Consider the following 21,421-nt stretch of genomic DNA (forward strand, 5'->3'; position numbering starts at 1 on the left):
TCAAGAAAGTACCAACTACTCTGTAGGAGAGATAGTCAGCGGGGCGAACGAAGCTACTGCATTTCCGCCGGCACCAGGGTGATCAACATAAGAGGTGTTTTGCATTAAGGTGTAGTACACGTCCACAAAGTCATCATCATTCACTAATACACCATCAGGAATCACATCGATAATCTTGCCTGTGATCTGAGGGATGATCGCATAACCCTGAACTTCTGGATCAGGAATCATCTTCAGTATCTCTTCTGCGGCTTGAACCAAGAGCTTTGCTAGCGCTTTATAGTCTGTTCCATCATCGTGCTCCATTAAGATCATATCTGCAGCGCCCCAGCGGTAGCGAGGCCAGAAAATGACCGTTTGATTTGGGTAGTACGTCTGTTTGTCGTAGTCCAGATAAGGCATTTCTACTAGATCTATTTGTGGCTCTAAGCGGCTTGAATCGACCCCTGTCACAATGGCGTAGATTTCAGCTTTGCCAGAGATCCATGGTTCTTGGTCTACAGCCAAACGAATCTTTTTTAACTGAGTGGTATTCAACGGCTCAGGTTCTGACATAGCCATGGAGCGCGTAGCCTTACCAATAAATGTTTGTGTCTTAGTGCTACGGCTTTCACTGTTGCTGCTTGTGTTTTTGGAGCCTGAATTAATTTGTGTTGTTGTACCCAGCTTCTGCATTTCAGCCTGCATTGCCATTAAGCCTGCTTTGAGCTCTTCGGCACCGTTGCTATCAACGACAAACACTGGGACGTCTGGCATTTGGTACACATCTAGTTCATGAACCTGTCCGTACACGTCATACGCTTCAATGTATTGCCAATTCGAATCATCACCTGATGGTTCAAACGCAAATAATGGGCTTTCGCCGTTCTTCCAGGCTTCAATCATCGCTTCATCGGCCATGCGAATTTCTAACACAGAGTCGCTGAAGTTGTTGATCCCTTTCATCTTGCGATAACCAAGGTCCGCTTTCTGCATCCTGCTTGAAAATGCAGAGTAGGGCTGAGTAGAGCTCAATTTATCGACAGGCGTGGACAAGTTCTTTTCTGAAATTTGAGCCTTTAGGGAAAGCTCAAGATCGGAATAACGCTCGCTGATTTGTAACGCCAAAGATTGCTTTTGTGCTGAGGCGTTCTCCGAAAGAGAGCGTGAGTTTACTGTGTCGATATTGTTTGCATAGGACTGGAAGCCAACCACTGTCGTTGCAAGCACCATACTGATAGAAATAAATGGTCTCATAAATAATCCTTATTTTAATTTTTATCATTAATAGAGCATTTACCCTATAAGGATTAACCTATCAGTAACGTGAATGTGTTCAAAAGTTAGTCAGTTATTTTTGTTTCGTTGTGCAGCACAGGATCTCAATTTAAACTGTTTTTATAAAACAATACCTAAGCAACCTAGATATTTATAAATTAATAAACGTATCAGTAAATAATTTACAATATTATTAACTACTATGGTATTTCATGAAAAAACCTACTCAAAGTGAGTAGGTTTTTATTTCGTGGTTAACCGCTAGCTCTCTATTTTCAACTTGTTTGAGAGACTCGCTCTAACTCAATCTAAACGTAACGTTAGGCCAGAATAGTTCGAGTATCCGCGCAGTAACACATGGTAGGTGATACCCGGCTGAGCGCTCACACTACATTGCTCGTTGTTTCCAGCACGATAAGGTCGACAATCGTAGCTTGAGGTTGTCGGCTTACTGCCTGATTTCACATAAAGGTCGGCATCACCTGAACCACCAGACATTGAAACCGTTGCGCTTGATGCAGAATCAACGGTGAACGTGTAGAAGCTCTCTGAAGATTGATTCCCGCTTAGGTTCGCAATCGGTGTGCCTTTCGTTAATACATTGCCAGTTGGTGGCGTTGAACCACAGCTCCCGTTCACGCCTACCGTGTTAAAGGCATCTTCAACATCGGCAACCACATAGCCCATGTCTGCTGCGGCTTTCGCAACACCACAAGCACCAGCGTCAAAGGTACTGTTTGCCGTCCAATACAATTGGTTTGCGACTGTGAAGATCTCGAAACCCTTACGCACATCCCAGCCAGACTTATTCGCTAAAAGGTAAAAGGCACGGTTGTAAACACCGCTAGATAAGTGAACGTTCAAACCATCGTAGTATTGAGAGGCATGATCAATCGATCGACCATCTTTTGAAGGTTGATCAAAGTAACGCAAGCCACCTTCTGATTTGAAGATATCGCTACCGACCACCCAATCCACGTTCCCACGCAGATAGTATTCAGCCGCTTCGCCCGCAATATCGGAGAACGCTTCGTTAATGCCACCTGACATGTTTTGGTACACCAAACCGGAGTTTTGCTCGGTGAACCCGTGGCTAACCTCGTGAGCACTTACGTTGATATCGACCAGTGGATAAAAGGTGTTTTTGCCATCCCCAAATGTCATGGATGAGCCATTCCAAAAGGCATTTTCATAATCTGTGTCGTAATGAACTCGCATCGTCAGTTGGAAAGTTAACGGCGACGTATTCATCCACTCTTTGTACATATCAAACACGACATTACCGAAGTAGTGCGCATCGTTAAGAGGCGAGTAAGCCCCGTTGATGTATTTATGATCGGTGTAGTTGGTTCCGTCGGCACAGTTGTAGCTGTAGGCTGAACTGCCAGACGTTCCGTTCCTCAAATCGACTGTCTTAACTGATTCATTTTCTAACTTACAAGTTGTGCCTGTTTTGTCGATGGGAAAGCTAGGGAAGTCACTGCCATATTCATATCGAGTGGTTTTGAGGTTGCCACCTGGGCCAGTACCTAATGCTTTAGCGTGGTTTAGCCCATTCCATTTTTGGAGCACATCGCCAGTCGTGGCATCAATAAAGTAGAAAGGGCGCTCTGGCATAGAAGACGCGATAAAGAAATCGACCAGATACACCACTTGAGCGACTTGGTTCTCATCCAGTCTCACCATCAGTTTCGCGTTTTTATTTTCAATCGACTTTTTGCCGACGGTAAACGTGCGGTGAGCGGACAGTGCGGCTTCTATCGCTTGCTCTTGATTCAGCTTTGGTGCGATGCTGGATAGGTCTCCACTGATCCCTTGTGCCATGGAACCGAACACTTGAGTGGGTTGGTTCTTGGAAAGGGTGGCGACAACTGAGGTATCAAAGACGGGTAAACCTCGGTGAGTTTGTTGATAGCGGACTTTCGTTTTCCCATTGGGCAATACCACCCGTTTTACTTCAGAAAAACCTAATTCTAGTGGGGCAACACTCTTCGACTGAGCGGCGAGACTTTGTTGTAGTAATGCATCATTATCGACTCTGACCATTTCTGCAGCGTGTGCAGTAAAGCCAAAAGATGTACCTAGAATAGCTGCTATTTTCCAGCTTAGTTGACGTTGTTGGTTCATTTTTCGTTCCTGATTTTAATATAAACTCCTTCTTCCCAACGGCTTTATAGGAAGTCTATATGCAACACGCTAATGCCATGCATTGCGAATCAAGATTGGAAGAGCATTTGGATTTCTGACAAGTTTATCGAGGAGATTGAATTTTATGGTATGTAATTCAAAGTTTACAAAAATTCTTATTGATCAAATTGTTTTTTATAAAATATAAGTTTGTTATTTATCGTAAATATATGAGATTAGTGGCCTTATTTGAACTCAGTATTTTCTATTTCACGCCTCAAATATCCTTATGCAACAAGCTAGTTATCCAAATTTAAATAAATAACAAAATTGACAACAAAGGTTGTTTTAGGTTTTTTTGTTATGTTTTCTATCAATATGAAGGTTTTTAATACGTATTGCTAGATATGTTATTTAGTTTTTTGTAAATAACCTATTATTGGGCAGGATAATGTTGGATTTTAGTGGTTGATCATAATTAAATTTATATAACCTCTTGTTATTTATAAGGAGGGTCGTGTAAGGTTTGCATGATAATTAACTGAATTAATTCTTATTCTAAAAGAAAATTTTATGGTTGGTGACTATCTTGAGGGGAAAATTTGTCAACCTAAAATATTCACTTACCGTATTGAGTTTTTAATTTACGATTGATTATCATTTTGCAAAGTTTGGCATTCATATAGTTATGTTTAATGAAAATTAAAAGGGTTACAATGAGAAAGGTAATTTACGTCTGTGTACTGTTCTTCTCGTCAATTATTTATGCTAGTGAGCAGCCCCTTACCGAAGAAAAGTACAATAATATTATTAAGCTCATCGAGATGACCGGCTCAATTGACCTTGGATTACAGATGTCTCAAACGATGACTAGTCAGTTGGTTGTAATCGTATCAAAAAATAACCCTGATATACCCAAAGAGAAATTTGAAATAATTGAAAGAACTGTTAATTCTGTGGTTGAAGAGCAACTAAGAGGTAAAAATGGATTCTTCAAAATGATGACTCCCATTTATCACAAGTATTACACCAATCAAGAAATCGAAGAGCTTATTGCTTTCTATGAGACATCACTGGGGAAAAAGAGCATAAAAATAATGCCTAACATTGTCCAAGAGAGCTTTAGCATAGGCCAAGCTTGGGGCAAGCGAGTAGCGCCTATTGCAATTAAAGAAGTGAAGAAGCAATTTGAAAAAGAAGGTTTTACTTTATTGCTGTAATCAAGGTGTCAATTAAATTGATGCATGCTGTTTGGTATTTTTAGAACAGAGTATGGGGTGTTTGATAACGTTAATTGTTTGCGCCATTTGGGTAAGATGTTCTGTTAATTGAGAAAGGATAATTAGAGATGATGGAATCCAATGTTTTTGAACGAAAGAATACCGGTGAAAAAGAAATAAGCTCAAGGTTATATAACCTTACCATCGGAGCCGTTCTTTGTTGGGGTTTTTGGGTAAATTGGCTAATGGTATCGAGTATACCTGTCGAATCTATCACTGCGTTTAACCCTTGGATATTTTTTATAGGTTACTTCACAAGTTGCTTCTTCGGAATCTATCTGTTTAGCAAGTCATCAAACCCACTGGTTAGTTTTGTTGGTTACAATTTCGTAGTTGTCCCTTTTGGACTTATTATAAATATGGTCGTATCTAACTATTCTCCATCTCTGGTTCTCGATGCTATTAAGGTGACAGGCTTAGTGACAGGCATCATGATGTTGCTAGGTACAATATTCCCTGCTTTTTTCCAGAGAATTTCTGGAGTGCTAGCGATTTCATTAATAGCAGTTATTGTCGTTGAACTCTTCCAGGTATTTGTGCTTGGTATCCATCAAGAGTGGTTGGATTGGGCGGTCGTCATCATATTCTGCGGGTACATAGGTTATGATTGGGGGCGTGCAAATCGAATACCAAAAACCTTAGATAATGCGGTTGATAGTGCAGCAGCACTCTATATGGACATCATCAATCTCTTCTTAAGAATTGTTCGTATTATGGGGCGAAAATAGCTCCCAAGTAATGTGTTATACAGCGTGGTTTATTGTAAGTAACATTCAAACGAGGTATCGGCATTACGTTTTCCCCCTTAACAAGGCGCTGACGGATCCCCTCATAATTTCCCCAGTGAGCTTGTTCAACGTTTTTATCAGAAGTGGCCCCCGATTTTTCGGACATGACTTTAAGTTACAGATCTGTTTTGAAAATTCCCAGAATAACTTGAACGGATTATGATTAGAAACGTAGAAACCACTTTCCTGAATTTAATTGCAACAATAAATGACATACAAACATAGAGGTAGCGCACAAAATCGAAAAAGGGGATATCGCGATTACGTAATCATTGATCTAGCCGATAGTGAGATAGTGATAAGAGGTCGATAATTCGTTGTCGGATCTAAATTAGAACTTTAAATCTAATTTCTAAGTAGTTGTTATCTCAGGAAGAGTTTTTGTGCTATGCGCCCCTATATTAAATACATTATCCCTATTTTAATTCCTTTCATTATCCTCGTAATGCCGCTATCAGCATTTCCATTTGAAGGCCTTACGATTATTCAACAACGCGTTATCGCGATCTTTTTATTAGCGGCATTGTGCTGGGTGTTCGAGCCCATCCCGATCTACGCGACGTCTGTTGTTATTATCGTTCTGCAATTGTTGATGTTGTCGGATAAAGGGCTGATCTTTTTAAGGTTTGAGCATGGGCAGGAACATTTTGGTGAGTTGTTAAAATACAGCGACATCATGGCGACATTCGCCAGCCCAATCATCATGCTATTTTTGGGCGGTTTTTTCTTAGCGATGGCCGCCACTAAGTATCGATTAGACGTAAACTTAGCCCGTGTATTATTGAAGCCATTTGGACAAGACCCGAAGTTTGTGATGCTCGGCTTAATGCTGATCACTGGTATCTTTTCGATGTTTATGTCTAACACAGCAACAACGGCAATGATGCTATCTATTTTAACGCCGGTGCTGGCTGTGTTTGGCCCGAAAGACCCCGGTCGTATAGCGTTTGCGCTTTGTATCCCTGTTGCCGCTAACATCGGTGGCATTGGTACCCCAATCGGTACCCCGCCGAACGCTATCGCACTTAAATATTTAGTTGGTGATAACCTCATTACGTTCGGCGAATGGATGGCATTTGGTGTGCCGTTTGTCGTTATTATGATGGCGTTAGCGTGGTTTTTAATCGGCTTTATGTACAAAGCTGACCAAAAGAAAATCGAGCTAAGCATCAAAGGCAAATTCCTTAAAACGCCCAAAGCCATTGCGGTATACGTCACTTTTGCGCTGACCATCATTCTTTGGTTAATGGGCTCAAGCCATGGCATGAACTCTTATACCGTCGCTCTGATTCCTGTCGCTGTGTTCTCACTTACAGGGATCATCAATAAAGAAGACCTGAAAAAGATTTCTTGGGACGTATTGTGGCTTGTATCAGGTGGTATTGCGCTTGGTTTAGCTCTCGATAAAACTGGCTTAGCAAGGCTCGTGGTACACAGCATTCCGTTTGATGCTTACTCACCATATGTGGTGTTGTTCGGAGCAGCGTTCTTGTGTTTGGTAATGGCAAACTTTATGTCTCATACCGCAACGGCTAACTTGTTAATGCCAATTATGGCTGCATTAGGGTCGTCTATGGCCTCACTCACGCCACTAGGTGGTGAGTTAACGTTAATTCTGGTTGTGACTTTTGCCGCTTCATTAGGTATGTCGCTGCCAATCAGTACGCCACCGAATGCGTTGGCTCATGCCACTGGTCATGTGCAAAGTAATCAAATGGCCAGAATCGGTATTATTTTGGGTGTGGTTGGTGTGCTACTGAGTTTTGTTATGGTGTGGGTGCTACATTCAATTGGTCACATAGGATAACGATACGTGTATCAACAAAAGCTAGAAGCACTTATCGATCGTTATTTTAATCAGACAGAACGTCGGGTGACGTGCCGTGCCGGTAACACCATTATTGAACAATCAGCGTTAAACACTCGTTTATATTATGTGTTTAGTGGAGAACTGGAAGGGTTTTATACCGATGCGAATACACCGCAAGTGCGAGTATTTAGCGCAGGTCGTGGGGCTTTTATAGGTGTTCATAGCTTCTTTTCAGGTAATTGGACAGCATCTTCAACGGTTGTTGCTAAAACCGATGTTGAGTTAGCGTGGATCGATAAAGACACGCCGGCAGAAGATGAACGTAAATTTGGCCCTCTTACCGCACAGTTTACACCTGTGATTGTCAATGAGTTGTCGCGTCGTCAACGCCGTGCAACACAAGAAGCGATAGCGAAACAAAAAGCGCTAGAGAAGTTACATACTGCTGAGCAAATTACGACCTTGGGTCAATTGGCTGCAGGGATTGCCCATGAGCTTAACAACGCTATTGGTGTAGTAAATAGTAAATCTGGTCGACTTGAAACGGTCATCATGGAGCTACTTGAAGAAGTGCATCCAGAAGCCAGTCAATTTTTCGATTTTGGGTTAATGCATGGTCAGAAAACGTCGTCGTCAGAAGCGCGAACACGTGGGCGACAATTTGAAAGAAAATATGGCTTAGACAAAAACATTGCTCGCTCTCTTGCGAAGGCGATTCCAATTGACGCTTCATCTGCAACAGACATTATTTCAAAACATTGGCTGAAAAACCCAGAAGAAGCGATTCGTTTTTGGCAGATGGGCTGTGATTTACATGATTTACGTTTGGCATCTAAACACACCGTTGGCATCGTAAAATCGGTTAAACAACTTGGCAGAGTTGATATTGACACCGAAGAAGCGGTGGATATTAATGACTCCATTAACCATGCCTTATCGTTGTTACAAAGTGAGTTACGTAGAGTGTCTGTGCGATTGAGCCCTGCAGATTTGCCGACTTTTAAAGGCTCGAAAACAGAGCTCGTTCAGATTTGGGTCAACATTGTAAAGAATGCTTGTGATGCAATGTCGAATTCAGACGATGCTGCAATAGAAATTCAAACCAGATTAAGTAAGAAAAGAATATTAGTTACGATTGCGAATAACGGCCCTGAGATAGACGAGGGAACTCGTAGAAAGGTATTTCAGCCCAACTTCACCACTAAAAAAGGTGGTTTATCGTTTGGATTGGGCTTGGGTTTATCAATAGTTAAGCGGATTGTGGCGGGTTATGGCGGAAGTATTATTGTGAAAAGTGATGCTTCTAAAACGGTATTTAGAATCAAGTTACCAATAGAGGGTGAACATGGAGAAGCTTAATTTAATCTGTGTCGATGACCAGAGAGAAGTACTGAGCGCAGTGGTACAAGATTTAGAGCCGCTGGCGAGTTGGCTGAATATTGAAGATTGTGAATCAGCGCAAGAAGTGCTTGATCTCATTGATGAACTTGACGCAGAAGGCGAACACATTACCGTCATCGTGTCTGATCACGTGATGCCAGGGAAAACGGGTGTGGAGTTACTCACTGACGTGTTCCATGACAGCCGCTTTCCGAATACAAAGAAAATTCTTCTTACGGGGCAGGCCACTCATACCGATACCATCAATGCGATTAATGCTGCAGGCATCGACCGTTACTTTGAGAAGCCTTGGCAAGCAAGCACGTTGGTTGAATGCATTCGCACTCTTGTCACTGAGTACATATTTGATCAAGGGCTTGATTACACGGACTATCAGAATGAGCTTGACCAACAGGTTGTGTTAAGACGCTTACGCTAGTTTCTTACGTTAGTCTCTTGCGTTAGCCATTTACGTTAGTTTCTTGCGCTAGTCATTTATGTCAGTCGCTTGAAATTATATGTACCGAAGGAAGCTTTCTGAAGGAGTTTGTCTTTGAAAGACGTAATCATTCGGTGCATATATTGCTCCTCTCATTTTAGTCTTAAATGAGACCTCAACCTGCTTGGTTCTACGACTGATGCTGGTGTAATTTGGACAACTTAATGGAACATTGGTAAGTCTAAATTTCGAGTCGATAAATCCTTGCAGCGCTCTCAGTGGCATAGAAAAAACTCTCTTCGCCATGAACGCAATCGTGATAGCTAAATCACTGAACCGACGTGGCCTCCCGTGCTTATTATGTTTGCTTTGCGCCCACCCGCTTCTTCAGCTGATGGTTCTATGACTTCGGGTTCTTAGATTTAGGTTAATTCTCAACTTCTAGCGAATTATGTATTGCTCTATAATGGTCGCGCATTACATGAGAAGAAGATATTGATGGACAATAATAGAGAAATAATTGCATACCTTCGTGAGAGTATTCCAGCATTTGAATGCGTTAAAGGCTGCCATGATTGCTGTGGGCCTGTAACGACTTCATCTGAAGAAATGTCGCGACTACCAGTCAAATCTGACGCAGAGCATGAAGCTGCCTTAAATGAATATAATTGTGTGCATTTAGGGCCTAATGGTTGCGAAGTGTATGAAGAAAGGCCACTAATATGTCGATTGTTTGGCACAACACCTCGTATGGCATGTCCAAATGGGTGTCGTCCAGTAGAAATGGTCGATTTAAAAATTGAACGTCAGGTGCATTATTTCATCAGGAACACTCGCCAAGTTTTAGTGTAGTTGGCTCAATAGCCAACAGATCGAACTACAATCACATCAGCATCAAAGATAGCTCACTTATTCGTATTTTCAGTTTCGCAATCGCTCTTTTGAAATCTCGAATAATCATGTCTGTTTCGATGGTCACGCTTGCGATATCAAGTTACAGGGAAATATTCTTCCTTTGGTATCGGGTCTGTTATTAAGCTTTCATACACGAAAGGCGCGATGCAAAAACGCAATATTTACCTTCCTAAAGGGGCAATGAACCAAGATGAATGGAAGCGTGTATTAGCATGTCGTGCATAGTTCCACTTCTTTAGTTCGTGTTGTGCGCCAGTTTGTATTTCAGGTTCTGTTGGTGTGCTACTATCCCTTTTTTTGCACCGAGCTAATTTATGACTAACGACCATTTCCAGGGTAAATACGAAGTAGAGCTTAAGTATCGTCTCGATTCTAAATCAGAGTTTTTGAAGACATTGAATCTTATTCCCCATGAAATGATGCTCCAAGATAACTTTGAGTGCGATTGGTATTTCGATAGCCCAGACAGAAGCTTACAAGCTCAAAACAAGAGTTTGTGCATTCGTACTATGGAACCGTCGGGCATCAAACTATGGATTGTAAAAGGCCCAGAGTCTGACCGATGCGAAGCGACAAACATCACCGATGCGTCGAATGCTAAGAGTATGCTTGATAACTTGGGTTACGAAGTGATTCTTGAAGCGCAGAAAACTCGCAGTATTTACTTTGTTGGAGAGTTCCACATCACGGTCGATTCTCTTGCGGGTATTGGTGAGTTTGCCGAATTTGCGATCATGACGGACGATGAATCTAAGTTGTCTGTTTATAAAAGTGAGCTTGAGTTGTTAGCCAGTAAGTTCGGGCTGACTCAATCAGCACTGCAAACTCAATCTTACAAACAGATGTTCGAAGAAATGAACGAATAGCGCAGCGCTTAAGCGTCAGGGAGAGTTATGGACACCATTATCAAACAAGCAATCGAATTGCGAAAAGAAAAATGTATCAAGAGTCTCGTGACTTATTGGCAACGCTACTCACTGATGAAAACTATGCAGCGAAAGCACATTTGCAGATTGCGTGGTCTTACGACAACCAAGGCAAGAGCAACAGGCGATATCGCTGTTACTTGAGCTTTTAGTTTCCACGACGAATAGCGAAGCAATCAAAGAGTGCCAACGAGCGATCTCTTTGTATGCTCAAGACCTAGATAAAACCTGGTAAACGGCCGAGTCTAAAGCTCGTTAACTCACATGACAAAAAACCTAAGCATCAATGTGATACTTAGGCTTAAAGGCATAGCTTATTTAGTTAAAAAGTCGTTACGCTGAAAGCTCTTTACGTACAATCTCTGCGCCGGCACTTAGCGCATTAAGCTTCGCTGAGGCAATTTCACGAGGTAGGGGAGCCATACCGCAGTTAGTGCAAGGGTAGAGCTTGTCTGCATCAACGTACTTAAGTGTTTCTCGTAGAGTGCTCGCTACTTCTTCTGGTGTTTCAATGGAATCGGTAGCCACATCAATCGCACCGACCATTACTTTCTTGCCTCGAACCAGCTCAAGTAGCTCAAGAGGCACATGAGAGTTGTGACACTCTAAAGAGATAATATCGATATTCGATTGCTGCAGCTTAGGAAATACCTCTTCGTATTGGCGCCACTCTGTGCCTAATGTCTTTTTCCAATCCGTATTTGCTTTAATGCCGTAGCCATAACAAATATGTACTGCTGTTTCGCACTTAAGCCCTTCAATAGCTCTTTCTAAACAAGCGATGCCCCAATCATTCACTTCATCAAAAAATACGTTAAACGCAGGTTCATCGAACTGAATAATATCAACGCCTGCAGCTTCTAGCTCTTTCGCTTCTTCGTTGAGGATCTTCGCAAATTCCCACGCGAGCTTTTCACGGCTTTTGTAATGCGCATCGTAAAGCGTATCTATCATAGTCATCGGCCCCGGCAGAGCCCATTTAATTGGTTGGTCCGTTTGCTGACGTAAAAATTTAGCATCCTCGACAAAAACGGACTTCTGACGAGAAACTGGGCCAACTACTGTAGGCACACTCGCATCATAACGGTTGCGGATTTTAACGGTTTCACGCTTTTCAAAATCAACGCCATTCAAGTGTTCGATGAAGGTCGTTACAAAGTGCTGACGTGTTTGTTCGCCGTCGCTCACAATATCAATGCCTGCTTGCTGCTGCTCGTGCAGGGAGACACGCAGCGCATCTTGTTTGCCGTCTGTTAGTTCATCGCCTTGCAGTTTCCATGGCGACCAAAGCGTCTCTGGTTGTGCAAGCCAAGACGGTTTCGGCAAACTGCCCGCTGTTGAAGTCGGTAATAGTGTTTTCATATTTAATACTGCCTAATTCAGGTGGGACTAAAGTGCGTAATTTGCAGACCAGTTCTCTAGAACTGATTGGTATGGCTTAATGAAATTTTCTTCAGCGAACTTACCTTGCTCTATTGCGAGTTTGCTGCGCTCTTCTCGGTCATACACGATTTGAGTTAGCGAGTGGTCCAAGTTTTTCAAGTTTGGTTGGTAACAGTTGCCCGCAACCGCGTTCGCGTTGTAAATCTCAGGACGGTAGATTTTCTGGAACGTACCCATAGTGCTGATGGTGCTGATAAGTTCTAGGTTGGAGTAATCGTTAAGTAGATCACCAAAGAAATAGAAAGCCAGAGGAGCAACATTATTTGGTGGCATGAAATAACGAACTTGTAAGCCCATCTTCTTGAAATATTGCTCAGTTAAAGAAGACTCATTCGGTTGGTATTCAAAACCTAATACTGGGTGTTGGTTTTCAGTGCGGTAATAGGTTTTATTATCTGATACGCTTAAGCATATAACAGGTGGTTTATTAAAGTTCTTTTTGTAAGCGTCAGAGTTAACGAAATATTTAAAAAGCTTGCCGTGTAAATCCCCAAAATCTTCTGGAATGCTGAATTTATCTTGGCCTTTATTATGATCCAATAGACGTACGCTAAAGTCATAATCTCGAACATACGAAGAGAAGTTATTTCCCACAATACCTTCTATTCTCTCGCCAGTTTTTTGATCAAGAATGTTTGTTTTCAGCACTTCAATTGAAGGAAACGCTTCGCCACTACTCTCAATATCCATATCAACAGAAACGATTTCAAGCTCTACAGAGTAGCGGTCGCCCTTTGGGTTGTCCCAATGTGCTAAGGCGTTGAAACTGTTGTCAATCATCTGTAGCGCGTTGCGTAAGTTAGATTGGCGGTTATCGCCTCTCGCTAAGTTCGCAAAGTTGGTGGTGATGCGCGTGCTATCTGCTGGTTGGTAATTTTCGTCGAGGCTAATGCTTTTAATCGTAAAATTAAATTCTTTATTCATGCTGATTTAGTATCCCAATTTTTTTCTGATTCTCTCGGTCTTTAGTATTAAAACGGCTTTTATTTTTTGCTTGTGACCGGATTAAGAATCGAAGGCTATGCTGTCTTAAATTAATGCTTATTAGAATTAATTTCATATAAAGTTAATCGCTTAAGGTTTTTATACGTTGTTCAATGGGTGATTAATAATGGTATTACTTCACATTCAACATGAGGAATATTCATGATCTATTATGTTTGAAAATTTGAGCTGGTGTCAGTTATATTAATTAGCATGATGGATATATAACCACATTAAAAGTATGTTATTTGAGACGATTAATTTAATTAAGAGATGGACGAAATGAGTGAGTTGCTGTTGTTGATTTTATACTGTGCACTATTAGGCAGTGGTGTTGGGTTTCTAGCTGGTTTGTTAGGGATTGGCGGAGGGCTGATCATTGTTCCGGTGTTAAGCAGCATTTTACTTTATTTAGAAGTTCTACCGTCCGATCAAGTTGTTGTCGCTGCGATTGCGACTTCCTTGGCCTCGATTCTATTTACTTCTACTTCTTCTGCGCTTGCTCACCACAAGAATGGAAACGTGCCTTGGGATCTGGCGCCTTGGATCATGCTCGGTGTTGCACTGGGTGCACTGGTTAGTGGCTTTATGGCGGCTCTGTTGCCAGAAAAAGTTGTTCGTATTGTGTTTGCAGTGAGTGTGGTTCTTATCGCAATAAAGATGTTCTTAAGCAGCAAAAACGACGCGCCTAAAGAAAGAAAACTGCCAAATAAGGGCATCTTAACCGTCCTGACAACGATCACGGGCGGTTTGTCTGCGATGATTGGCATTGGTGGTGGTGCATTACTGGTTCCGCTGTTGACGTTTTTCTCTGTCGATATGAAAAAGGCCATCGGTTGTGCGTCTGCTTGTGGCATTGTTATCGCGTTATTTGGTTCAATCGGCTATATCAGTTCGGGCAGCAGCCACTTTGCTTTAACTGACGGTTTTGCTGGTTTTGTTTATCTACCTGCGTTGCTGGGTATAGTATGCACTTCTTGGTTTACGGCTCCGTTAGGTGCAAAAGCAACCAACCATTTACCGGTTCCAACGATTAAGAAAATCTTTTCAGTATTGTTGGTGGTTATCGCGGCAAGCATGGTTTCTCGTTAATAAAAGATCGCTCAAGTATGAATATATGGAGCAAAAACGAATAAGTTGATCAACTACCAATAATTAGAAAAGGGCAGTTTCATAACTGCTCTTTTTTATCTCTCGGTCTATGCTTATACAGCTATGTACATGAGTATATTGATAAAACTGTTTAGTTATGAACGATTCACTGCTATAGCTAAATGTATCTTGTTTGATTCAACGGAATGCTATCAATGAGTGGTTTATGGATCCTTTAACGCAGGGCGTATTAGGCGCTTCTTTGTCACAGTCGGCAAGCAGAAAACAGAACTTGGTTGTCGCTGGGGTATTAGGTCTACTCTCTGGATTGGCTCCAGATTTAGATGCACTGATTAAGTCTCAAAGTGACCCTTTGTTGGCTTTGGAATTTCATCGACAATTTACCCACTCACTTTTTTTCATCCCCATTGGCAGTTTGATCTGTGCTTTGGCTCTGCATCATCTCATTGCAAAAAGGCGCGGGCTTTCTTTCAAACAAAGCTGGCTGTTTTGTGCTCTGGGTTATGGCACTCATGCACTGTTAGACGCTTGTACCACTTATGGCACGCAGTTACTTTGGCCTTTGACCAACGCGCGTTTTGCTTGGAATACCATATCAATAATCGATCCTGTTTATACGCTTCCCATCTTAATTTTACTTGTGTTTGCAACGTTGAAACGAGCGCCTTGGCTAGCGCGTGTCGCATTTACTTGGGCTTTGGTTTACCCAACATTAGGGATGATTCAGCGAGATAGGGCAGAGGCGATTGGGTGGCAATTAGCGGAAGAAAGACAACACACGCCGATTCGATTAGAGGCAAAACCGAGCTTTGCTAACATTCTGGTTTGGAAAGTAGTGTACGAAACAGAGGCTCATTATCACGTAGACGCAGTGCGGGTTGGTACATCGGTAAGCACGTATCCCGGAGAGTCGATCGCTAAGCTGAACGTTGGCAGGGATTTACCTTGGCTTGACCTTGATTCTCAACAAGCCAAAGACATTGAGCGCTTCCGCTGGTTTTCTAATGGCTACATTGCGCAGGACCCAGCAGATGAGCTGCGTATTATCGACGTCCGATATTCAATTGTACCGAATCAAATGAAAGCACTATGGAGCATCAAGCTATCAAAAACTGTTGATGTTAACGCCCATGTAAAATACGAAACGCACAGAGATAACACTCCAGAATCGAGACAGATCTTTTTCGGTATGCTCACTGGCGATAAATGACCTAGTTCTAAACAGTAAAAAGGCTGAGTCAGATAATCTGCTCAGCCTTTGTTTTTCTGCTGTCTAATAGAAAACTATAGGTAACGACTTCTCAAATGATCTTTGAAGTATTGCGCATTTAAAGTCTCACCGGTTGCACCTTTCACTAAATCATCGGTGGTCAGCAAGCTGCCTTTGCTCCAAATATTTGATTCTAACCAAGTGAAGATAGGTGAAAGATCACCACTTTCAATCACAGAGTTCACATCAACAGTTTTCTTCATTGAAGCCATGAACTGAGCCGCGTACATCGCACCTAGTGTGTAAGATGGAAAATAGCCGAATGCGCCGTCTGTCCAGTGGATGTCTTGCATACAGCCATCAGTGAAGTTGCCTTGAGTGCTTAAACCAAGGTAAGACTGCATCTTAGTGTTCCAAAGTTCAGGGACATCGGTGTGTTTGATCTTACCGTTGATCAAATCACGCTCAATCTCGTAACGTAAAATGACGTGTGCTGGGTAGGTCAGCTCATCGGCATCAACACGGATGAAGTCTTTCTTCACGCGAGTATAAATCTTCTGGAAGTTATCTTTTTCAAATTCAGAGCCTGAGAACTGTTGACCAGCCATGTTTGCTAAATGTCCAATGAACGGGTCGCTGCGACCAACTTGCATCTCGAAGAACAAAGACTGAGATTCATGGATACCCATCGAGCGAGCTTCACCCGCAGGTTGACCTGCTAGGTGTTTTGGTAAGCCTTGTTCGTAACGTGCGTGTCCTGTTTCATGTACGATCCCCATTAAGCTTTGAACGAACTCAGCTTCGTCGTAGCGCGTTGTGATACGCACGTCAGAAGGCACACCGCCACAGAATGGGTGAACACTTTCATCTAATCGGCCGTGTTCGAAATCGAACTGAAGCAGCTTCATAACTTCTAAGCCCAGTGCTTTCTGTTTCTCGGTCGAATAGATACCAGATGGCGCGTTAAGTTGCTCGCTTGATTGCTTTTCGATTACTTCGTCTATCAAACTTGGTAGCCAGGTTTTAACGTCTGCAAATAAGATATCCAGTGAAGCAGAGCTAGTGCCCGGTTCATAGATATCAAGCATGGCATCATATGGTGTTAGGTTAGCGGCATCTGCGCGGATTTGTGCTTCTTCACGAGATAACTCAACCACTTCACGCCAGTTCTTTTCGAATCCAACCCAGTCGTTGTTACCACGTTGGCTACGCCATGCATGTTCACACTTTGAACCTGCGAGAGATTTTGCTTCAACCAGTTTTTCTGGAAGTAGGTTAGCTTGTTGCCATTGGCGTTTTATTTCACGCAGAGATGATTGTTGTTCGTTATTCAAAGTTTCGTTTTCAGCGGCTGAAATCCAATCACCAAGCTGTGGCTGAGTCATTAGGCCGTGAATATGAACAGATACCTCGGCCATCGCTTCACTACGAGCTTGGTTTCCCCCAGATGGCATCATGGAAGCTTGGTCCCAACCACAAATAGAGGCGAGATGTTGAAAGCGTGAACACTTTTGAGAGTGTTCGACTAGTTTTTTGAATGCGCTCATTTGACTACTCTTAATTTGGTTTCTTTAAATGATTTTAATGGCAGGGCCAAGGCATGAACTCTTTTCTAGTGTACTTGGATTATGGCTCTGCTTTTAATAATGTTGTATTTCACAGTAGAAGATATAGTTTTAAAAGTATGAAGCAGTACGATGCCATCAATTTACTATTTTTTAACAAATTAGACTGTACCATTGTGCACAAAATCAGTGAGTTGTATAGACAATGGCAATTGTTACTTGCGAATTATCCAGATACACGGTATTGATGATAACTCGCTGAACAAGAATGATAATGATATGGATATTTTGAACTTTGAGGCATTTCTGATTGCCATCACTATTTTAACGCTAACACCGGGTTTAGACACGGCATTAGTGATTCGTAATACTAGCCGCTCAGGCTTAGCCGATGGCTGTATGACGAGCTTTGGTATTTGTAGCGGCCTTTATGTGCATGCGTTTTTCTCTGCTGTGGGGATCTCTGCGATTCTTGCTCAATCAGCTGAACTTTTTCAAGCTGTTAAAATGGTAGGCGCGGTTTACCTAATTTGGCTTGGTTTAAGCAGTTTACGAGCTTTGATGAAAAACGGCGGTGGAATGAATGTTGGTGAGCAAGCTCAACAGGCATACAGTACAAAACGCTCGTTGCGAGAAGGCTTCTTGTCTAATGTTTTGAACCCGAAAACGGCGGTATTTTATTTGGCTTTTCTGCCTCAGTTTGTAAACCCAGAAGGTTCGCCTTTACTACAATCTATGTTGATGGCTTCCGTGCACTTTATGATTGCGATGGTATGGCAATGTAGCTTGGCTGGCGCACTTAACTCGGCTAAGAACTTGTTAAAGAATGCAAGCTTCATGAAATGGATGGAAGGGGTCACTGGTATGGTACTGGTAGGACTGGGTGTTAAGCTTTTGATGGAAGACCCTACCTAAGCTAATTTAGTTTCAATGAAAACCCGCATATCAATGCGGGTTTTTTGATCGTCCAATTTAAATTATGTTCTAACGGCTTCGCAATCATTTGAGGAAGCTAAAGGTTTGAAGAATAGCTTGGTTTCTTCAATGACGACGTTACGTAGCAAGATAAGTCCGATTAGGTTCGGAATTGCCATTAGGCCATTCACGATATCAGCCATTATCCAGATCATATCGAGCTTCAAGAATGCACCAGAAGCAACCAATGCGATGAAGATGATTTTGTAAGGTAACACTGCTTTGGTACCTAGTAAGAAAACAACGCAACGCTCACCGTAGTAGTTCCAACCTAGGATGGTTGTAAACGCGAAGAAGATCAGGCCAATAGAAACCAACATTGGACCTAAAGTATCGGCATTCAAACCCACAGCGAATGCATGAGTGGTCATTGCAGCACCAGATAGGTCTGTTTGCCAAGCACCCGTTAAAATAAGTGCTAACCCCGTCATCGTACAGATGATGATGGTATCAAAGAAGGTACCTGTCATCGAGATAAGGCCTTGCTTCACGCACGAGTCCGTTTTTGCCGCTGCTGCAGCCATAGGCGCACTACCTAGGCCTGACTCATTCGAGAACACACCACGAGCAATGCCAGATTGTATAGCAAGCATGATACTTGCTCCAAAGAAACCGCCCGTTGCTGCTGTGTTGGTAAATGCAGAGGTGATAACAAGGGTAATAGCATTCAGTAGTTGATCGGCGTTTGAAATCAGAACGCTTAAACACGCAACGATGTACATGATAGCCATAGTAGGTACTACTTTTCCTGCCACCTTAGCGATAGATTGAATGCCACCAAGGGTTACCACTGCCACCAATATCGTAAGAACGACAGCAGACATTTCACGCGAAGCACCAAAGGAAATTTCAGTCGCGTCTAAGATAGCGTTAACTTGTGGGAAGGTACCAATACCGAAGCAGGCAACACCCAAAGCGAAAACAGCGAACATCACCGCTAAGACTCTTGAGCCGACACCGTATTGCAAGTAGTACATTGGGCCGCCAACCATTTCGCCATTACTATCGGTTCTACGGTATTTAACAGCAAGTAGACATTCTGCGTATTTGGTCGCCATACCAAATACAGCGGCAAGCCACATCCAGAATAGGGCACCAGGGCCACCAATCTTGATTGCGGTCGCTACACCAACGATATTACCCGTACCAATAGTTGCTGAAAGCGCTGTACACAAAGCGGCGAAGCTAGATACGTCACCTGTACCAGATTTGTCTTTGCTAAATACCATTTTTAGCGCGGTTGGGAGGTGTCTAAACTGGAGTAGGCCTAAGCGAAAAGTAAAATAGATACCTGTACCCACTAGCAGAATAAGCAGTGGTGGTCCCCAAACGAATTGGTTGATGGTTTGTAGTGTAGCTTGTAGGTGGTTCATAGATTCCCCTTAATAAATTAAAAATTTAAGGAGAAGAGGGAAGGCAGTGCAGATCACAGGGATCGATAGCACCACTTAATACATACTGATTTCTAGATAGAATTCTTCTGGTAATTAAGGCTGTTGCTTTCCACTCCTCTGTCCTTTTGCCTGAGAGTTTCACTTAGCGAATCACTTATAGATAAGTAATGGGCACTAAGCTTGCTCCTTCGGCGACCGTTTTCTACAACAAAGTAGTACGATTCTCTCCAGAGGTTCCTCCAACAACAGTCCTCACTTTTCTGGATTTCTCCAGCACAAAGCGCCTGAAAGATTTACTTCTTCGGCGGGTTAATCTAACTAAATGTTAAAACTTAGTTAAAAACCACTCTCCTGCAGTCTTCATCGGAACAATTACCTAAATGATTAGGTAATCTGTAGGCGTATCCTAGATCATATAAAATGTGATGTCAGCTACAAAATGTCTGTTTGCACAAATGTTGTTCAACTAAATGATCAAACAACGAGACTCTGACGTAACTTGCTTATTTAAATGGTATAAAATAGAAAAACAAGGAGGAGTTATGACTCGACTAATAGCGATTGTTTTTTTATTGGCTTTGGCATTCGTGCTGTTTCGTTTCCGGACAAACGAAAAAGTACAAAAAGGGGTAGTTATCGTTATTGTTAGCAGCTTTCTTTTATATACCGCCAGTTTGATGATTTCGGAGCTAGCTCGTTAGACGCTGTTGCGTTCAAATGATAGCGAACGAGTGGATATGGAACCTAAGTGATGTATCGACAACTTAGGTGATAGGATCAGTATTGGTAATTAGTACCAGTGACCGCGTAACGTTAAACATATTTTTGGGAGTACCCGCTAGTGAACCAGCAATCTGGACAAAGCGAACAAGATGAAGTGGTTGTTATTGAAGAACGAGATAAGCGCAGTCAGCTTTACATAGGTATTGCCGCTGTTATTGGTCTGGCTTTAGGTGGCTTGATCGGTTCTACAATCACGGCGTCAAAGTGGGAGTCCACTTATCAAGTACTCGAAACACGTTACCAAGAACTGAATGAAAGTAAAAAGCAATTAATGACATCAGTAGAAACTAAGGTGGCAAAAGTTGACACGGAAATCGATGCGAAAGTAGAAACTGCGCTAAAGCAACAATCAGCAGAGCATCAAAAAGAACTCCAAGATTTAGCGAAACAGTCTGCAGTTTTGGAGAAGGCGAACTACTCGCTAGAACAGCAGATAAACGAACAGAAACAAGCGTTAGAGAAAACTCAACAAGACAATCAGAAACTCAATCGTCAGGCTGATATGCAGTCCACCTTGTTTGAACGCTCACGTGAACTTTTTCGCAAAGAACTACAGATATCTCAAGAACTTGAAAAACTCGAGAAAGAAAGAGATGACATCGAACAGAAACTTGGTTCTTTGAAACAAGCATGTGATGTTTTCTTAGACGGCACGTCATGGGATGCGAAATCTGACGCTTGTGAGAAACAAGATAATGCTAATTCTCGATTGAGTGATATCAGACAAATGATTGAAGTTCATACGATGGACCTCAAACAAATCAAAACACTAACCGAAGAGATGGGCTTATAAGCTTAGTGCTTAATCTCATCAGCAATTAACTTGTTTGACTGCTAGTATTCAAACGCCCACATCATGTTAAAGATGTGGGCGTTTTTGCGTTACTTAACGCGACAATCTGTGAATTGCCCCCTAAAATTTATTATCATATGCAATTAGTTGATTTTTTGGTGACTTTGCATACATATTTAGGTAACCAGAAAGCAGCATAATAGTCGCGCTCAAGGATAAGACCGCGGTTTACTATTACT

18 protein-coding genes, 3 pseudogenes and 1 riboswitch are annotated in these 21,421 nt (G+C 42.3%); of the genes and pseudogenes, 14 read left to right on the plus strand and 7 right to left on the minus strand.

What is annotated here, in order from left to right; all coding sequences use genetic code 11:
- Positions 1–15: 15 nt before the first annotated feature.
- A complete protein-coding gene (locus SJY39_RS08025; RefSeq protein ID WP_016791260.1) occupies positions 16–1,236 on the minus strand; it encodes a DUF3103 domain-containing protein in 1,221 nt (406 codons plus the stop codon).
- Between the two features lie 324 nt (positions 1,237–1,560).
- Positions 1,561–3,384 (minus strand): M4 family metallopeptidase, encoded by a 1,824-nt coding sequence (locus SJY39_RS08030; protein ID WP_016791261.1) that lies wholly within the window; start codon positions 3,382–3,384, stop codon positions 1,561–1,563.
- Positions 3,385–4,079: 695 nt separating this feature from the next.
- Here SJY39_RS08030 and SJY39_RS08035 point away from each other — a divergent pair.
- The 5 genes from SJY39_RS08035 (at position 4,080) to SJY39_RS08055 (ending at position 9,081) form a co-directional block, all read left to right on the plus strand.
- A complete protein-coding gene (locus tag SJY39_RS08035; RefSeq protein ID WP_010438433.1) occupies positions 4,080–4,604 on the plus strand; it encodes a DUF2059 domain-containing protein in 525 nt (174 codons plus the stop codon).
- Between the two features lie 128 nt (positions 4,605–4,732).
- Complete coding sequence (locus SJY39_RS08040; protein WP_010438436.1) at positions 4,733–5,392, plus strand: Bax inhibitor-1 family protein; 660 nt, start codon at positions 4,733–4,735, stop codon at positions 5,390–5,392.
- Positions 5,393–5,840: 448 nt separating this feature from the next.
- Positions 5,841–7,259, plus strand: a complete 1,419-nt coding sequence (locus SJY39_RS08045) for a DASS family sodium-coupled anion symporter (protein WP_004733551.1) — start codon at positions 5,841–5,843, stop codon at positions 7,257–7,259.
- A gap of 6 nt (positions 7,260–7,265) precedes the next feature.
- Positions 7,266–8,621: an ATP-binding protein gene (locus SJY39_RS08050; RefSeq protein WP_016791262.1), complete on the plus strand. Its 1,356-nt coding sequence runs from the start codon at positions 7,266–7,268 to the stop codon at positions 8,619–8,621.
- Positions 8,608–9,081 carry a response regulator gene (locus SJY39_RS08055; RefSeq protein WP_010438444.1) on the plus strand — a complete coding sequence of 158 codons (474 nt, stop codon included), beginning with the start codon at positions 8,608–8,610 and terminating at the stop codon, positions 9,079–9,081. The genes SJY39_RS08050 and SJY39_RS08055 overlap by 14 nt, the downstream gene beginning before the upstream one ends.
- A gap of 141 nt (positions 9,082–9,222) precedes the next feature.
- Here the strand turns inward: SJY39_RS08055 and SJY39_RS08060 are convergent.
- Positions 9,223–9,459 (minus strand): annotated as a pseudogene (locus SJY39_RS08060) (transposase); the annotation flags it as partial.
- A gap of 120 nt (positions 9,460–9,579) precedes the next feature.
- On the opposite strand from SJY39_RS08060, the gene SJY39_RS08065 reads away from it, so the two are divergent.
- The 4 genes and pseudogenes from SJY39_RS08065 (at position 9,580) to SJY39_RS08080 (ending at position 11,157) form a co-directional block, all read left to right on the plus strand.
- Entirely contained in the window at positions 9,580–9,933 is a 354-nt protein-coding gene (locus SJY39_RS08065) for a YkgJ family cysteine cluster protein (RefSeq protein WP_010438450.1), read from the plus strand.
- A gap of 64 nt (positions 9,934–9,997) precedes the next feature.
- Positions 9,998–10,221, plus strand: a pseudogene (locus SJY39_RS08070) (hypothetical protein); the annotation flags it as partial.
- Between the two features lie 89 nt (positions 10,222–10,310).
- Positions 10,311–10,862 (plus strand): class IV adenylate cyclase, encoded by a 552-nt coding sequence (gene cyaB, locus SJY39_RS08075; protein ID WP_016791263.1) that lies wholly within the window; start codon positions 10,311–10,313, stop codon positions 10,860–10,862.
- A gap of 27 nt (positions 10,863–10,889) precedes the next feature.
- A pseudogene (locus SJY39_RS08080) lies at positions 10,890–11,157 on the plus strand (hypothetical protein).
- 98 nt (positions 11,158–11,255) lie between these two features.
- Here the strand turns inward: SJY39_RS08080 and SJY39_RS08085 are convergent.
- Together SJY39_RS08085 and SJY39_RS08090 are read right to left on the minus strand one after the other, a co-directional pair.
- Positions 11,256–12,284: a methionine synthase gene (locus SJY39_RS08085; RefSeq protein ID WP_010438456.1), complete on the minus strand. Its 1,029-nt coding sequence runs from the start codon at positions 12,282–12,284 to the stop codon at positions 11,256–11,258.
- A gap of 27 nt (positions 12,285–12,311) precedes the next feature.
- Positions 12,312–13,289 carry a DUF1852 domain-containing protein gene (locus tag SJY39_RS08090; RefSeq protein WP_010438459.1) on the minus strand — a complete coding sequence of 326 codons (978 nt, stop codon included), beginning with the start codon at positions 13,287–13,289 and terminating at the stop codon, positions 12,312–12,314.
- Between the two features lie 342 nt (positions 13,290–13,631).
- On the opposite strand from SJY39_RS08090, the gene SJY39_RS08095 reads away from it, so the two are divergent.
- Both SJY39_RS08095 and SJY39_RS08100 read left to right on the plus strand, forming a co-directional pair.
- Positions 13,632–14,441, plus strand: a complete 810-nt coding sequence (locus tag SJY39_RS08095) for a sulfite exporter TauE/SafE family protein (protein ID WP_016783918.1) — start codon at positions 13,632–13,634, stop codon at positions 14,439–14,441.
- Positions 14,442–14,667: 226 nt separating this feature from the next.
- Entirely contained in the window at positions 14,668–15,672 is a 1,005-nt protein-coding gene (locus tag SJY39_RS08100; RefSeq protein ID WP_016791265.1) for a metal-dependent hydrolase, read from the plus strand.
- 74 nt (positions 15,673–15,746) lie between these two features.
- Here the strand turns inward: SJY39_RS08100 and SJY39_RS08105 are convergent, their stop codons facing one another.
- Positions 15,747–17,219: a carboxypeptidase M32 gene (locus SJY39_RS08105; RefSeq protein ID WP_016791266.1), complete on the minus strand. Its 1,473-nt coding sequence runs from the start codon at positions 17,217–17,219 to the stop codon at positions 15,747–15,749.
- A 297-nt stretch (positions 17,220–17,516) separates the two neighbouring features.
- Here SJY39_RS08105 and SJY39_RS08110 point away from each other — a divergent pair, with 297 nt between their 5' ends.
- Positions 17,517–18,152 carry a LysE family translocator gene (locus SJY39_RS08110; protein ID WP_010438470.1) on the plus strand — a complete coding sequence of 212 codons (636 nt, stop codon included), beginning with the start codon at positions 17,517–17,519 and terminating at the stop codon, positions 18,150–18,152.
- A gap of 62 nt (positions 18,153–18,214) precedes the next feature.
- Here the strand turns inward: SJY39_RS08110 and SJY39_RS08115 are convergent, their stop codons facing one another.
- Positions 18,215–19,585, minus strand: coding sequence for a sodium:alanine symporter family protein (locus SJY39_RS08115; protein WP_010438473.1), 1,371 nt, complete (start codon positions 19,583–19,585; stop codon positions 18,215–18,217).
- Between the two features lie 128 nt (positions 19,586–19,713).
- Positions 19,714–19,847, minus strand: a riboswitch (glycine riboswitch).
- A 301-nt stretch (positions 19,848–20,148) separates the two neighbouring features.
- Between SJY39_RS08115 and SJY39_RS08120 the strand changes: the two genes are divergently transcribed.
- Together SJY39_RS08120 and SJY39_RS08125 are read left to right on the plus strand one after the other, a co-directional pair.
- Positions 20,149–20,307, plus strand: coding sequence for a hypothetical protein (locus SJY39_RS08120; protein WP_010438476.1), 159 nt, complete (start codon positions 20,149–20,151; stop codon positions 20,305–20,307).
- Positions 20,308–20,447: 140 nt separating this feature from the next.
- Positions 20,448–21,182: a chromosome segregation ATPase gene (locus SJY39_RS08125; protein ID WP_010438479.1), complete on the plus strand. Its 735-nt coding sequence runs from the start codon at positions 20,448–20,450 to the stop codon at positions 21,180–21,182.
- Positions 21,183–21,421 lie beyond the last annotated feature (239 nt).

The sequence above is a fragment of the Vibrio sp. R78045 genome, from assembly GCF_042466085.1.
GTDB classification, from domain to species: Bacteria; Pseudomonadota; Gammaproteobacteria; order Enterobacterales; family Vibrionaceae; genus Vibrio; species Vibrio cyclitrophicus.

Coding starts and splice junctions, on each gene's coding strand:
- SJY39_RS08025 (WP_016791260.1), bottom strand. CDS start 1,236: ATGAGACCATTTATTTCTATCAGTATGGTGCTTGCAACGACAGTGGTT.
- SJY39_RS08030 (WP_016791261.1), bottom strand. CDS start 3,384: ATGAACCAACAACGTCAACTAAGCTGGAAAATAGCAGCTATTCTAGGT.
- SJY39_RS08035 (WP_010438433.1), top strand. CDS start 4,080: ATGAAAATTAAAAGGGTTACAATGAGAAAGGTAATTTACGTCTGTGTA.
- SJY39_RS08040 (WP_010438436.1), top strand. CDS start 4,733: ATGATGGAATCCAATGTTTTTGAACGAAAGAATACCGGTGAAAAAGAA.
- SJY39_RS08045 (WP_004733551.1), top strand. CDS start 5,841: ATGCGCCCCTATATTAAATACATTATCCCTATTTTAATTCCTTTCATT.
- SJY39_RS08055 (WP_010438444.1), top strand. CDS start 8,608: ATGGAGAAGCTTAATTTAATCTGTGTCGATGACCAGAGAGAAGTACTG.
- SJY39_RS08065 (WP_010438450.1), top strand. CDS start 9,580: ATGGACAATAATAGAGAAATAATTGCATACCTTCGTGAGAGTATTCCA.
- cyaB (WP_016791263.1), top strand. CDS start 10,311: ATGACTAACGACCATTTCCAGGGTAAATACGAAGTAGAGCTTAAGTAT.
- SJY39_RS08085 (WP_010438456.1), bottom strand. CDS start 12,284: ATGAAAACACTATTACCGACTTCAACAGCGGGCAGTTTGCCGAAACCG.
- SJY39_RS08090 (WP_010438459.1), bottom strand. CDS start 13,289: ATGAATAAAGAATTTAATTTTACGATTAAAAGCATTAGCCTCGACGAA.
- SJY39_RS08095 (WP_016783918.1), top strand. CDS start 13,632: ATGAGTGAGTTGCTGTTGTTGATTTTATACTGTGCACTATTAGGCAGT.
- SJY39_RS08100 (WP_016791265.1), top strand. CDS start 14,668: ATGGATCCTTTAACGCAGGGCGTATTAGGCGCTTCTTTGTCACAGTCG.
- SJY39_RS08105 (WP_016791266.1), bottom strand. CDS start 17,219: ATGAGCGCATTCAAAAAACTAGTCGAACACTCTCAAAAGTGTTCACGC.
- SJY39_RS08110 (WP_010438470.1), top strand. CDS start 17,517: ATGGATATTTTGAACTTTGAGGCATTTCTGATTGCCATCACTATTTTA.
- SJY39_RS08115 (WP_010438473.1), bottom strand. CDS start 19,585: ATGAACCACCTACAAGCTACACTACAAACCATCAACCAATTCGTTTGG.
- SJY39_RS08120 (WP_010438476.1), top strand. CDS start 20,149: ATGACTCGACTAATAGCGATTGTTTTTTTATTGGCTTTGGCATTCGTG.